At 63.3% G+C, this 12,109-nt stretch carries 11 protein-coding genes and 2 tRNA genes; 8 read left to right on the top strand and 5 right to left on the bottom strand.

The genetic code is table 11. The features are described from left to right. Positions 1–386 precede the first annotated feature (386 nt). Positions 387–1,304 carry a hypothetical protein gene (locus B1A74_RS14100; RefSeq protein WP_143592222.1) on the bottom strand — a complete coding sequence of 306 codons (918 nt, stop codon included), beginning with the start codon at positions 1,302–1,304 and terminating at the stop codon, positions 387–389. A gap of 429 nt (positions 1,305–1,733) precedes the next feature. Here B1A74_RS14100 and mobH point away from each other — a divergent pair, with 429 nt between their 5' ends. The 3 genes from mobH (at position 1,734) to B1A74_RS01705 (ending at position 5,079) form a co-directional block, all read left to right on the top strand. After that, the gene (mobH, locus tag B1A74_RS01715; RefSeq protein WP_425274667.1) at positions 1,734–3,566 is read left to right on the top strand and encodes a MobH family relaxase; all 1,833 of its coding nucleotides are present in this window, start codon (positions 1,734–1,736) and stop codon (positions 3,564–3,566) included. Between the two features lie 159 nt (positions 3,567–3,725). Continuing rightward, the gene (locus B1A74_RS01710; RefSeq protein ID WP_077243585.1) at positions 3,726–4,037 is read left to right on the top strand and encodes a carbon storage regulator; all 312 of its coding nucleotides are present in this window, start codon (positions 3,726–3,728) and stop codon (positions 4,035–4,037) included. Positions 4,038–4,140: 103 nt separating this feature from the next. Next, the gene (locus tag B1A74_RS01705) at positions 4,141–5,079 is read left to right on the top strand and encodes a tyrosine-type recombinase/integrase (protein WP_077243584.1); all 939 of its coding nucleotides are present in this window, start codon (positions 4,141–4,143) and stop codon (positions 5,077–5,079) included. A 264-nt stretch (positions 5,080–5,343) separates the two neighbouring features. Here B1A74_RS01705 and B1A74_RS01700 read toward each other — a convergent pair. The 3 genes from B1A74_RS01700 to B1A74_RS01690 all read right to left on the bottom strand — a co-directional run bounded on the left by B1A74_RS01700 (position 5,344) and on the right by B1A74_RS01690 (position 6,160). Further along, positions 5,344–5,419: transfer RNA gene (locus B1A74_RS01700), tRNA-Thr, on the bottom strand. A gap of 91 nt (positions 5,420–5,510) precedes the next feature. Continuing rightward, a complete protein-coding gene (locus B1A74_RS01695; protein WP_077243583.1) occupies positions 5,511–5,960 on the bottom strand; it encodes a Fur family transcriptional regulator in 450 nt (149 codons plus the stop codon). A gap of 126 nt (positions 5,961–6,086) precedes the next feature. Further along, positions 6,087–6,160, bottom strand: a tRNA-Gly gene (locus B1A74_RS01690). A gap of 65 nt (positions 6,161–6,225) precedes the next feature. Between B1A74_RS01690 and thiS the strand changes: the two genes are divergently transcribed. From thiS to trmB, 3 genes are read left to right on the top strand one after another with little or no spacing between them, the layout of a single operon-like run. Beyond that, positions 6,226–6,435: a sulfur carrier protein ThiS gene (thiS, locus tag B1A74_RS01685; RefSeq protein WP_018947131.1), complete on the top strand. Its 210-nt coding sequence runs from the start codon at positions 6,226–6,228 to the stop codon at positions 6,433–6,435. Positions 6,436–6,494: 59 nt separating this feature from the next. Next, a complete protein-coding gene (locus B1A74_RS01680) occupies positions 6,495–7,307 on the top strand; it encodes a thiazole synthase (RefSeq protein WP_018947130.1) in 813 nt (270 codons plus the stop codon). After that, positions 7,304–8,065, top strand: a complete 762-nt coding sequence (trmB, locus tag B1A74_RS01675; RefSeq protein ID WP_024329596.1) for a tRNA (guanosine(46)-N7)-methyltransferase TrmB — start codon at positions 7,304–7,306, stop codon at positions 8,063–8,065. The genes B1A74_RS01680 and trmB overlap by 4 nt, the downstream gene beginning before the upstream one ends. Before the next feature lie 9 nt (positions 8,066–8,074). Here trmB and B1A74_RS01670 read toward each other — a convergent pair whose 3' ends face one another. Continuing rightward, positions 8,075–8,932: a universal stress protein gene (locus B1A74_RS01670; RefSeq protein WP_077243582.1), complete on the bottom strand. Its 858-nt coding sequence runs from the start codon at positions 8,930–8,932 to the stop codon at positions 8,075–8,077. A gap of 259 nt (positions 8,933–9,191) precedes the next feature. On the opposite strand from B1A74_RS01670, the gene B1A74_RS01665 reads away from it, so the two are divergent. Next, the gene (locus tag B1A74_RS01665; RefSeq protein ID WP_077243581.1) at positions 9,192–11,051 is read left to right on the top strand and encodes an SLC13 family permease; all 1,860 of its coding nucleotides are present in this window, start codon (positions 9,192–9,194) and stop codon (positions 11,049–11,051) included. A 50-nt stretch (positions 11,052–11,101) separates the two neighbouring features. Next, positions 11,102–11,992, top strand: coding sequence for a phosphoribulokinase (locus tag B1A74_RS01660; protein WP_019589872.1), 891 nt, complete (start codon positions 11,102–11,104; stop codon positions 11,990–11,992). Positions 11,993–12,109 lie beyond the last annotated feature (117 nt).

The raw sequence follows: 12,109 nt of genomic DNA, 5'->3' as shown, positions 1-12,109 counted from the left end.
ACTTATTGGTTGAATTCAGGCCCCGAAAAGAAGCGCTTGACAGCTTTCGCGTCGTCAGACCACACCCCAACGTGTCGGCATCCTATCCTGCGCGACCATGACCGCGTACCGCACTCCCGCCCATTACCGCCTGACTATCGCCAAACGTGCACGGGTCAAGGGCCGGAAACGCGTAGATCAATAACGCTCTCTTTAGCGAACGCCTTTCTTTTCACCCTTACCGTCACCCCCAAACGCCAAACCGCCTGTGGCTTCGCGATTCGAACCAGGTGTGTTCTTCGCCTTTTCATGCAAGCTTGAGCGCACACTTTGCCTCAACGATCGCGCCTCTTCAAAAAGCCGACGATTTTCGGATTCCGTTTTCAAGGCCATTTGAGACTCCAATTCTATTCAAAATGATGAAACCGATCAAAGAAATCTTTCTTTAGGTATTGATACTCGAGCAACAATTTGAAGGGAAATATACTCTCCTCCATAAAGTCTTGCATTTCTTCTTCGTCGACGAACACAGGATTGTTGTGGAACTCTATATTCAAAAACCCATAGACGCATCCGTTCATCTCTAGCTTGCACCCCATATACTGCTCTAGAGTCTTATGACGCCTAGAATTTCCTTTTGCATATTTCTTTTTGTTAATAACATATGAAGTACTCGCAGATGATTTTATGGTTTTAATGCACTCGTATTCAGCGTACTTCTCATCATCTATGCACAGAACCTTAGAGTCAACCGAGTCGCGCCTCGAATCGTGATGAAGCTCATACGACAAGCATCCATTTTCATCATCATATGAATAGAGAGATATGAAAACGTCTTTTCTCTTTACCTTTATTGCACCCACGGACTTCTCTATGTGTTCGGCCAAGGACTCCGCCACCATCCTTATGTTCACATCAAATGAATGCTGTTCGCTTATCTCCCTCAAACAAGGCGGATCACTCGAATCACATTTCGATATGTGGCCAAATATTTCCTTGTTCATAACCAGCAAGCACTCTGAAATTTCTTCAGGCTCAACCGTAGCGTGCTTAACCGCCGGGAAATGAACGAACACGATCGACGACATCTTTAGAATGATCGCTGCTACAAGAGTAGCCCCTGATAAATACACATATGCGTCGACGGCAGGCTGCTGCAGAGCGTTTTCCAGCAACCATCCAGAAATAGATATATCAAACGCTTTTTTTGTCAGAAGGTATCCTGAAGCACCGATAATTATGGTGTCAGAAAATGCAGAAACTCCATGTCCGAGCACGAATTTCGACAATCGCGTGTAAAGATACTTGTAGGTCCTTTTCAGCACTCAACCGGCCCCTTTGACTGCTTAGGAGGCGAGTATGCGCAGAGAAGGAACTTTCGCGTGCGCAATGCGCGCCGGTTCACGGCGACCCTCTCGTACGACACTGGAAAGCTGGAAAGTGACGCACCATCCACGATAGACCTCGATAGAGAATGCCGTCCATCGTCTAGGCCGCCTGCGGGAACTGGATGAAGGCATTGGGGCGATTGCGCGTAAGTAGCCATGCGACGATTGTGCCTAAGCAAAGTGCGGTTGGCGACCATCTGCAAGACGGTTAGGCCGGATCGGGGGGGGGCGTGTGGACCATAGAGGCCTTAGCCGACCAGGGCTGGCTGGAAGAAATCGTGTCGGGATGGATCACGGATTTTGGCTCTTCTATCGAGTTACCAACGGCATTCTATTCAGTCTATTCGTTTCGGGACGGTCCTGATGTTGCCCAGATGGTTCCGCAGAAAACACTCGGCGGAAGATAAGCCGCGGCGGCCACCCCGCGAAGGCCTACTTCCAGTCCAGACTGCCGAGCAACTGCTGCAGCCACCCCACCGCCAAGCGCTCCTGCGCCAGATCACCGGCCTTCTCGCGCTCCCGTCGGAGTGCGCCGAACAGTACGTCGCTGCGACCCTGCGCCAGTACGCGACGTTCGTCCAGGAAGTGCCCGCGTCCGAGGTTCACCACCACTCGGGCCGTGGCGGCATGCTGGACCACGGACTCGAAGTCGTGCTCAAGGCGTTGCAAATCCGCCGGGGGTACGTCCTGCCGCCCGGGGCAGAACCGGAACGGCTTTCCCATGAAGCGGACGCGTGGTCCTACGGCGTCTTCTCGGCAGCTCTGCTGCACGACGTGGGCAAGCCCGCGGTTGACCAGGAGATCGTCCTGTACGACGCCCTGGGCAACCGCCTGGGGCGCTGGGAACCCTGGCTCGGGCCGATGACCGAGCGACCGGGTGCGCACTGGTATTCCGTGCGGTACAGGCGCGGTCGTGTTCACAAACTCCACGAACCGGTATCCAGTCTCGTCGCGCATTGGGTCCTGCCGCCGGAAGGCATGTCCTGGATCGCTCAACACCAGGAACTGCTGCAGGCGTGGATCCATGCAATCCACGGGCACATGGAGGATGCGGGGGCGCTGGGACAGATCATCCTGCAGGCCGACCGGGAGTCGGTGGCGCGAAACCTGGGCGGCGAATCACCGGACCGACTTCCGACGCCCACGAAGCCGCTCCACGAGAAGCTGATGACATCGCTTCGGCACCTGCTGAGCAGCGAGGATCTGCCGCTGAACCGCAATGGCGCGGCAGGCTGGCGCACGGAGTCGGATCTGTGGCTCGTATCGAAGCGCGCGGCCGACGCGCTGCGGGCACAGCTCCGTGAGGAGGGGCATCCCGGTATTCCGTCGAGCAACGACCGGATCTTTGACACACTGCAGGAGCACGGAGTGCTGACCGCCAATGGGGACCGCGCCATCTGGAGGGCCCGGGTTGCCGGCGACGGCTGGTCGCACGAGCTGACACTCATCCGCCTGCCGGTGGCCCGCATTTGGTCCGATCCTGATGCGATGCCGATGGTGTTCGAGGGTTCCGTGACGCCGCTTGGCGAGGCATCGGCCGAGGGGGCAACGGAGTCTGGCGACAGACCGCCAAGCCGCTCTTCACCTGAAGAGGCGGCCGCCCCCGCGGCAGATCCGGCCCCCGTCGAACCCGTCGCGATCCAGACGGGTCAGACTGACGTGGTGGCCGAAAGCCACTCGAACCCCCACCCGGCCATTTCGGCCGGTGTTGACGATCTGCCGCTCCCTCCGGGGCTCGACGGCGTCCTGGATGAAGCCACTGACGAGCCGAAGGCCGAGCCACCGCCGCGGTCGATGGCGTCACGCGATTCGGGTGCGGACGTCCCCTTGCCTGAAGACCCGGGGGATGCCTGTCTCGAATGGATCCGACGAGGTGTCGCGGACGGGTCGCTCCTGGTGAACACGCGGGAGGCCCGGATCCACGTAGTTCCCGAGGGCGTACTGCTCGTCAGCCCCGGGATCTTCCGTGACTTTGCGAGCGCGACGGGCCACGCGTGGAACACCGCTCAGAAGCGCTTTCAGCGGTTACAGCTGCACGAGAAGTCTTCCGAGGGCACCAACATCCATCGCTATGTGGTGCGGGGCGAACGCCAGACCAGCCGGATCAACGGCCTCCTGATCCGTAACACCTCCGTTGTCTTCGGCCCGGACTGGATACCCTCACCCAACGACCACCTGACACCCGCCACCGAAGCGTAAGCCAGCCGTCTTGCCCGGATAGTTACGGGCATGTGACACGGGAGGAATACCGGGATATTCTACACGGCTTATAGGGGAATAATAACGACCGAATATTCGGAAGCACTACAGAGGGATCTGGAAAACAGGCAGGGAAGCAAGGAGGAGGAGGATTAAGGAATGTTGGTTTTGACCCTGAAGGACGGGGAAGCGCTGTACGTGGGGGATAGCGCCCTCGTGGTTGCGGTGCAGACCCAGGAAGCACCCCTTCGGCTGTCGGCGTGCGCGCCCGGTCTCAATGTCGAGTGGGATACCGCAGGCAGCCGGATCACCCTTCACCACCCGGACGGCCCCGTCCGTATCGAGTACGTCGACCATCGCAAGGCGCGCCTTGGCATCGAGGCCCCCGAGAGCGTGGAGATCGTGCGCGAGGCATTGCGGGAACGACGTCAATCCTCCCAGGAAATTTCGGCTCCATCGCGAACGGAATAGGCGGTTTCACTGCTGGATTCGTGAGGACGCGCGCCTGGCAGGGAGACCGTGTGCTAACTTTAGTGATGCCAGGGGCGTGACTTGAACCGTTACAGGGGAGGGCATGCCCGCGATGGAGACCCACCGCACCCTCGACGACCTGGTGCAGATCTATCTGCGCGAGCGGATTTTGCGGCCCGATACCGCGATCCGCTACCAACAGGTTGTCCGACAGTTTCAAAACGACATGGGCGTCAGGACGCTGGACGAGATTCAGCGCGACACGCTGCTGGAATGGCGCAGCCAGGTCCTGCAGCGCGCCCGCGCGACGACCTGGAACTACTACCGTCGCCATTTCCGCGCGATGTGGCGCTTCGCCATGGAAGCGGAATGGATCAGCCATGACCCCCTGGAACGGGTCGATGCAGCTCCTGAAGATCGGCGGATCAAGACCGTTTCGCGCGACCTTCTGGATCAGGCGATCGCGGCGCTCGATGATTCCGAGAATCGATGCCTTGAGCCCCGGTGGTTCTGGCTCGTGGTACTGCTCACCTTCTACTACACCGGTATGCGACGGCGGCAACTGGTGGCACTGACCTGGGGCGATGTGTGCTGGAAAGAAGGCGAGCTGCGGCTATCAGCAGCGGGATCGAAAACCCACCGAGAGTGGGATATTCCGATCCCCGCGCCCTTGGTGGAGCCGTTGCGGGAACTCTATGACCGGACCATTGCGCTACGCGGCCCCCGGGGCCTTGAGCAAGCGCAAGTGTTCAACCTGGGCCTGCACCGTGGCGAAACGCGCTACCAGGGCGACGGCATCCGAGTAGGACAGGTCAGCGGCTTTTTCCGGAAGCTAGGCGATGTACTGGGACAGCCCATTTCGCCGCACCGTCTCCGGCATACGCTGGGGACCGAGGTGGGGCGTCAGGAGAACCCCCCGCTTCGCGCGCTGCAGCACTTGCTGGGACACACCAACCTATCGACTACGATGCAATACGTCGAACCCGATATGGGGCAGCTGCGCCAGTTGGTTGACCACCTCCCCCAACCGGGCCGGTCCTAGGCAGCGTGCAGGATCACCGCAGACACGCAAACCCTTGCTTGACTGGGGATTCCGATATGGGATAGTAAAGGACCGGGCGGCTTCTACATGCCGCCTGTAGCCAGTCAGTACGTGCCACCTGGCAGTACGCCTCGACATTCGAGCGGGGGACGCAAAAAAGAAGGGCGGTGCCATCAACACCGCCCTTCCGATGGTCCGAATAGGGCGGACCTGTCCCTGGCTCTGGTCTGTCATCGTCCCCTTGTCCGACGATGACAGCAAGTTTGGTGCCGACGGCAGGAATCGAACCTGCGACCTATCGATTACGAATCGATTGCTCTACCTGCTGAGCTACGTCGGCTGAGCGCGACATCATAGCGAAGCGGGGCGTTACCAACAATGCCCCGGGCGGGCGACGGGACGTCTCCCGGGATAGCGGGCGCTTTCGGGGATCAGTTTTCGCCGGAACTCTGCCCCGGGCCGACGCGGACGATCACGTCCACGCTCAGCACGTCGGTACCTTCGGGCAGCGGCGGCAGGTCGTTCACCTGTACCTGGGCCGGTTCCACGTCCTCGAGCTGGCCGCTGTCCACGTGGAACAGGTGGTGGTGCGGGGCGCGGTTGGAGTCGTAGAAGACCCGCGACGGGTCGACGATCACTTCGCGCACCAGGCCCTTCTCGGCGAACAGCTTGAGGGCGTTGTACACCGTGGCCTTGGACACGCGCGACTCCTGGCGCGTGAGCTGCGCGAGGATGTGGTCGGCGCTGAGATGCTGGTTGCGGGCAAACAGTACGCGTACGATTTCCACCCGCTGCTCGGTCGGCGAAATGCGGTAATCGCGCAGCAGGGCGCGCGCTTCGTCGATTCCCAGCAGATCGGGTTGGGGGATTCGGGTGCTCATGCTTCCAACATATAACAGCGAATTGGACAGAGTCCAGTTCTGTTTTAGGAAAAGGGCATCCGGGGATCCTGCGCGGCAAGCTGATAGAATGCCGCCAACAGAACGAAGCCGGGAACGAGCAAGGGATGGAGCGGGTGATGGGAATCGAACCCACGTTCTCAGCTTGGGAAGCTGATGTTCTACCATTGAACTACACCCGCCTGGCCACGAATTGTATGCGCGTACGCGCCCCGGCTCAATGCCCGAATCACCAACGGTATGTCCCATGCAGATCAAATTGAACGGAGAAACCTGCGAAATCCCTGCGGATCAGGAGCCGCCGACAGTGGCGGACCTGATTCAACAGCGCGGCTTTGCCGGCCGGCGACTGGCCGTGGAGGTGAACGAGACCCTGGTGCCCCGCAGCGAGCACGCCGAGCGGCGGTTGCAGGAGGGTGATCGGGTCGAGGTCGTTCAGGCGATCGGCGGTGGCTGATATTCTTGCCCGCAGTCGTATCCGCATCCGCATCCGCAACCGTTAACCGAGGAGCATGCATGAGCCAGATGGCCGCCGGATCCGCCGACGATCCGTTTCACGTCGGCGAGCGCCGTTTCCAGTCCCGTCTGCTGGTGGGCACGGGCAAGTACCGCGATCTGGAGCAGACCCGCGAGGCGATCGAGGGCAGCGGTGCCGAGATCGTGACCGTGGCCATCCGCCGCACCAACATTGGCCAGAACCCCGACGAGCCGAACCTGCTGGACGTGGTTCCGCCGGATCGCTACACCCTGCTGCCGAATACCGCCGGCTGCTATTCCGCGGAAGACGCGGTGCGCACCTGCCGGCTGGCGCGCGAGCTGCTCGACGGGCACAACCTGGTCAAGCTGGAGGTGCTGGGCGACGAGAAGACCCTGTACCCGGACGTGTTCGAGACGGTGAAGGCCGCCGAGACGCTGGTTAACGACGGCTTCGAGGTGATGGTGTACACCACCGACGATCCGCTGCTGGCGAAACGTCTGGAGGATATCGGCTGCCGCGCGATCATGCCGCTGGCCGCGCCGATCGGCTCGGGTCTGGGGATCCAGAACCGCTACAACATCCGCGAGATCGTGGAAAACGCGTCGGTACCGGTGCTGGTGGACGCGGGTGTGGGCACGGCGTCGGATGCGGCCATCGCGATGGAGCTGGGCTGCGACGGCGTGCTGATGAACACCGCCATCGCCGCGGCCGACGATCCGGTGCGCATGGCCCGTGCTATGCGTCACGCGATCGTGGCGGGCCGCGAGGCCTGGCGCGCCGGACGCATGCCGGCACGGCGCTATGCCTCGGCCTCCTCGCCGGAGACCGGACTGTTCTTCGCCGGCTCATGACGGCCCCGCACGAATCGCACGACAACCGGCCCGCTGACAGGGACGGGGGGCGCCCGGCGCACCATCGCCGGGTTCGCTCGTTCGTGCGCCGCGAGGGGCGTCTGACCACGGGTCAGCAGCGCGCACTGGATGAGCTCTGGCCGCGCTTCGGCCTGGATCCGGCGCCCGACGCCGGGATGCTGGATCTGGCGGCGGTTTTCGGCCGCGAGGCGCCGGTGACCCTGGAGATCGGCTTTGGCGACGGCGACAGCCTGGCCGAACAGGCCGCGGCGGCGCCGGATCGCGACTTCATCGGTACCGAGGTGCATCGCCCCGGAGTGGGGCACCTGCTGGGCGAAATCGAGCGTCGGGGGCTGACCAACCTGCGGGTCTCCGACCGCGACGCGGTGGAGCTGCTGGAGGCGCATTTCGCGCCAGCCAGTCTGGACACCGTGCAGGTGTATTTCCCCGACCCCTGGCACAAGAAGCGCCATCACAAGCGCCGCCTGATCCAGCCCGGGTTCGTGCGCGCGCTGGCGGGCTGGATCCGGCCGGGCGGCTGGCTGCACCTGGCCACCGACTGGGCGGATTACGCCGAACACATGCAGGAGGTGATGGCCGGGGCGACCGAATGGTTCGCGCCGGATGGCCCGGTGCCGCGTCCGGAACGCCCGGCCTGGCGCCCCGAGACCAAATTCGAGCGCCGCGGGCTGCAGCGCGGGCATGCGGTGGCGGATCTGGTCTACCGGCGCACCGAGGCCCCCGCCCCGGCGGAGTGAGGCGGCGGCTCAGCCCTTCTTCTTGACCACCAGGACCGGGCAGCGCGCCTGACCGACGACGCGTTCGGAGACCGAGCCCATCAGCAGCCGCTTGAGCCCGGTGCGGCCGTGGCTGCCCAGTACGATCAGGTCGCGATGCTGGCGCTCCGCGATCTCGATCAGGGTGACCTCCGGGCGACCTTCCTCGAACAGCGCGTCGGTTTCCACGCCCGCTTCGCGGGCCTCGCCCTGCAGCCGCTGGATCGCGTCCACGCCCTCCTGGCGCCGGGCCTCGCTCTGTCCGGGTACGGCGACCGAGGCCACGGTCAGCGGCAGGCTGCAGTGCTGCGCGAGCTCCACGGCCGCACGCGCGGCCTTGTCACCCAGTTCGGAACCGTCGGTCCCCACCAGCAGGCCCTGGCGCGGGGCTTCGGTGTCGCGCGGGACGACCATCACGTTGCACGGTGCGAGGCCAATCACCTTGGCGGTGGCGTCGCCCACCATCAGGCGGGCCATCTCGCCGCGGGTGCGCCGGCCGATCACGATCAGGTCGGCTTCGTGCTCTTCCGCCACACTGACGATCTCCTGATGCCGGTCGACTCCGTGGCGCAGGATGGCCGAGACCTCCAGGCCGGCTTCTCGGGCACGCTTCTCGAGCGCGTCCAGGTCGCCCTGGGCGGACACGCTGGCATCGTGGCTGCGTCGCGGAGAGAGGGCGTCGTGCTGGGTGTCGGTCGGGATGATGCGCACGATCCGCAGACGTGCCCCGCAGCGGCCGGCGAGCTCCAGGGCCACGTTCTCGGCGGCGGTGCTGTATTCCGAGCCGTCGGTGGCGACGACGATGGTGCGAAACTGGGGCTGGTTGCCGGTGGACGCCGCTTCGGCCATGGCGGTTTCTCCTTCTCGATTGATTTTCCCAGCATACCGGAGGGGACGCGGCCTGCGCACGCCTTCGGCTCGGGCGCGTTTTTGCGTCCGGCCCGCCGGGATGGAATAATCGCGCGCTTTCAATGGGTGTTGTCTGCGGAGTTCCGCCCGGCCCGCGTGGCCCGGTGCTCCGCCTGGTGTCGTGACCGGACGACGCGCCCGTGCTTCCCGTGCCGGTGGACTGGTTCCGCCGGCCTCGCTCCTTCAGGACTGGCGGTTCATGGAAAATCTGACGCTGACCACCGAAATGATCGTGGTGCTGGGCCTGCTCGCCTTCACCATCTTTCTGTTCGTCTCCGAGATCGTGCGGGTCGATCTGGCGGCGATCGTGGTAATGGTTCTGATCGGGCTGCTCCCGCTGGTGTTCGGCGTGGTGCCGCTGCTGCCCGATCTGGGCGAACTGGTGGCGCAGGACGAGCTGTTCAGCGGATTTGCCTCCAACGCGGTCATCTCGATCATCGCGGTGATGATCATCGGTGCCGGGCTGGACAAGACCGGCGTGATGCACAAGGTCGCCAGTTTCATCATGCGCGTGGGCGGCACCGGGGAAAAACGCATCATCCCCACGGTGTCCGGCACGGTCGGCGTGATCTCCAGCTTCATGCAGAACATCGGCGCGGCGGCGCTGTTCATGCCGGTGATGAGCCGCATCTCCAGCCGCCTGGGTATCCCGCTTTCGCGCCTGCTGATGCCGATGGGCTTCGCGGCCATCACCGGCGGCACCATCACCCTGGTCGGTTCCAGCCCGTTGATCCTGCTGAACGACCTGCTGCCGGACGACATGGAGCGTTTCGAGCTGTTCGATGTCACGCCCATCGGCCTGGCCCTGCTGGCCACGGTGATCGTCTATTTCGTGCTGCTGGGGCGTTACGTGCTGCCGTCGGTAGGGGCTCAGCCCACCGCGACCGAGGGCACCCGGGACTACTTCCAGCGGGTCTACGGCCTGTCCTACGAGATCCACGAAGTGCGGGTGGCGGATGACGACCCGCTGGTGGGGCGGACCGTGGCCGATGTCGAGCGCGAAACCGGCGTGGCGATCGTGGGCTCGCATGCGCGCGACGAGATGCGCATCGCCCCCTGGACCGGTTACGAGATCCAGGCCAATTCGCGCCTGGCGGTGCTGGCCAGCCCGCGGCGCATGGAAGAGCTGAGCCAGAACCTGAAGTTCCGGCCCTCCACCGACCTGGACGTGTTTGCCAGCGCCCTGGACTCCTCCCAGTCCGGGATCGCCGAGGTCGCGATCTCGCCGGGGTCCAACCTGGCCGGCAAGACGGTGACCGAAGTCGCCATGCGCCAGACCTACGGCCTGTCGGTGATGCGCATGCAGCGTGGCGGAGAGGTCTACCGTGAGGGGCTGCGCGACATCCCGCTGGAGCCGGGCGACATCCTGGTGGTCCACACCAACTGGACTTCACTGGCGCGTCTGGAGAAGGACCGCGACTTCGTCGTGATCACCTCGGACTACCCGCGCGAGGAGCTGCGCCCGAGCAAGGTTCCGCACGCGCTGACCTTCCTTGTGGTGGCGGTGTCGCTGATCCTGTTCACCGATCTGCAGCTGTCGGTCGCCCTGCTCACCGGGGCCATGGGCATGATCCTGACCGGCGTGCTGAGCCTGGACGACGCCTACAACGCCATCAGCTGGAAGACCGTGTTCCTGCTGGCCTCGCTGATACCTCTGGGCATGGCGGTGGAGAATACCGGGACCGCTGCCTGGATCGCCCAGAACACCCTGGACATGCTGGGAACCGTGCCACCCTGGGTGTTGCAGGCCACGATCTTCGCGCTGGCCACGTTCTTTACCCTGGTCATGTCCAATGTGGGGGCGACCGTGCTGCTGGTGCCGCTGGCGATCAGTTTCGCCACCGCGGCCCAGGCCGCGGGCATGGACGCGGACCCGCGCGTGTTCGCCATCACCGTGGCCATCGCCACCTCCAACTCGTTCCTGATCCCGACCCACCAGGTGAACGCCCTGATCATGGGCCCCGGCGGCTACCGGGTGAAGGACTACATGAAGGCCGGCAGCATCATGACGATCCTGTTCGGCGTGGTGGCCATGTTCATGATCAATCTGGTCTTCTGACCCCGATTTGCTGACGTTTGTAACGCTTGATTGCGTAAGGAGAGACTCTCATGTCCCAGAAACATCCCGTGATCGCCGTCACCGGTTCTTCGGGTGCCGGCACCTCCACCGTGAAGCGCTCGTTCGAGTCGATCTTCCGCCGTGAGCAGATCAACCCCGTGGTGATCGAGGGCGACAGCTTCCATCGCTATGACCGCAAGGCGATGAAGGAAGCCATGCAGAAGGCGGCCGACGAGGGGAACCCGCACTTCTCCCACTTCGGCCCCGAGGCCAACCTGTTCGACCGCATCGAGGATCTGTTCAAGACCTACGGCGAGACCGGCCAGGGCGAGAAGCGCTACTACCTGCATTCCGACGAGGAAGCCGAGCAACACAACCAGCGTCTCGGCACCAACCTCGGTCCGGGCGAGTTCACCCCGTGGGAAGAGATCGAGCCGGGTTCCGACCTGATGTTCTACGAAGGCCTGCACGGGCTGGTGGCGGACGGCAACATCGATGCCTCGCAGCATGTCGATCTGGGCATCGGCGTGGTGCCGATCGTAAACCTCGAGTGGATCCAGAAGATCTTCCGCGACAACCTCGAGCGCGGTTACTCTGCCGAGGCGACCGTGGACACGATCCTGCGGCGCATGCCGGATTACGTGAACTACATCACCCCGCAGTTCTCGCGTACCGACATCAACTTCCAGCGCGTGCCGACGGTGGATACCTCCAACCCGTTCATCGCCCGCGACATCCCCACCCCGGACGAGAGCATGGTGGTGATCCGCTTCAGCGATCCCAAGAAGTTCGGCGTGGACTTCCCCTACCTGCTGAACATGATCCCGGACTCGTTCATGTCCCGGCGCAACACCATCGTGGTGCCCGGCGGCAAGATGGCTCTGGCCATGGAAGTCATCCTCGCCCCGATCATCCACGACATGCTGGCGCGTCGCGGCTGATCGCGAGTGCATGGCGCGGGCTGCGGGCCCGTTGCAGGGGCCGCGACCTTCGGGGCGCGGCCCTTTTTGTTGCTGCGGATCGCACGGAGCCGGGGCGCCCTTTTTCAATGCCCCGGC

Source organism: Thioalkalivibrio halophilus (genome assembly GCF_001995255.1).
In the GTDB taxonomy this organism is placed as follows: Bacteria; Pseudomonadota; Gammaproteobacteria; order Ectothiorhodospirales; family Ectothiorhodospiraceae; genus Thioalkalivibrio; species Thioalkalivibrio halophilus.
Note: the sequence above shows the minus strand (reverse complement) of the source record. Positions and strands in the feature narration are given on the sequence as shown.

What these genes read in the sequence shown, in the direction of transcription:
- B1A74_RS01660 (WP_019589872.1), top strand. Translation starts at nt 11,102, where the DNA reads ATGTCCCAGAAACATCCCGTGATCGCCGTCACCGGTTCTTCGGGTGCC.
- B1A74_RS01695 (WP_077243583.1), bottom strand. Translation starts at nt 5,960, where the DNA reads ATGAGCACCCGAATCCCCCAACCCGATCTGCTGGGAATCGACGAAGCG.
- B1A74_RS01705 (WP_077243584.1), top strand. Translation starts at nt 4,141, where the DNA reads ATGCCCGCGATGGAGACCCACCGCACCCTCGACGACCTGGTGCAGATC.
- thiS (WP_018947131.1), top strand. Translation starts at nt 6,226, where the DNA reads ATGCAGATCAAATTGAACGGAGAAACCTGCGAAATCCCTGCGGATCAG.
- B1A74_RS01710 (WP_077243585.1), top strand. Translation starts at nt 3,726, where the DNA reads ATGTTGGTTTTGACCCTGAAGGACGGGGAAGCGCTGTACGTGGGGGAT.
- B1A74_RS01670 (WP_077243582.1), bottom strand. Translation starts at nt 8,932, where the DNA reads ATGGCCGAAGCGGCGTCCACCGGCAACCAGCCCCAGTTTCGCACCATC.
- B1A74_RS01680 (WP_018947130.1), top strand. Translation starts at nt 6,495, where the DNA reads ATGAGCCAGATGGCCGCCGGATCCGCCGACGATCCGTTTCACGTCGGC.
- B1A74_RS01665 (WP_077243581.1), top strand. Translation starts at nt 9,192, where the DNA reads ATGGAAAATCTGACGCTGACCACCGAAATGATCGTGGTGCTGGGCCTG.
- trmB (WP_024329596.1), top strand. Translation starts at nt 7,304, where the DNA reads ATGACGGCCCCGCACGAATCGCACGACAACCGGCCCGCTGACAGGGAC.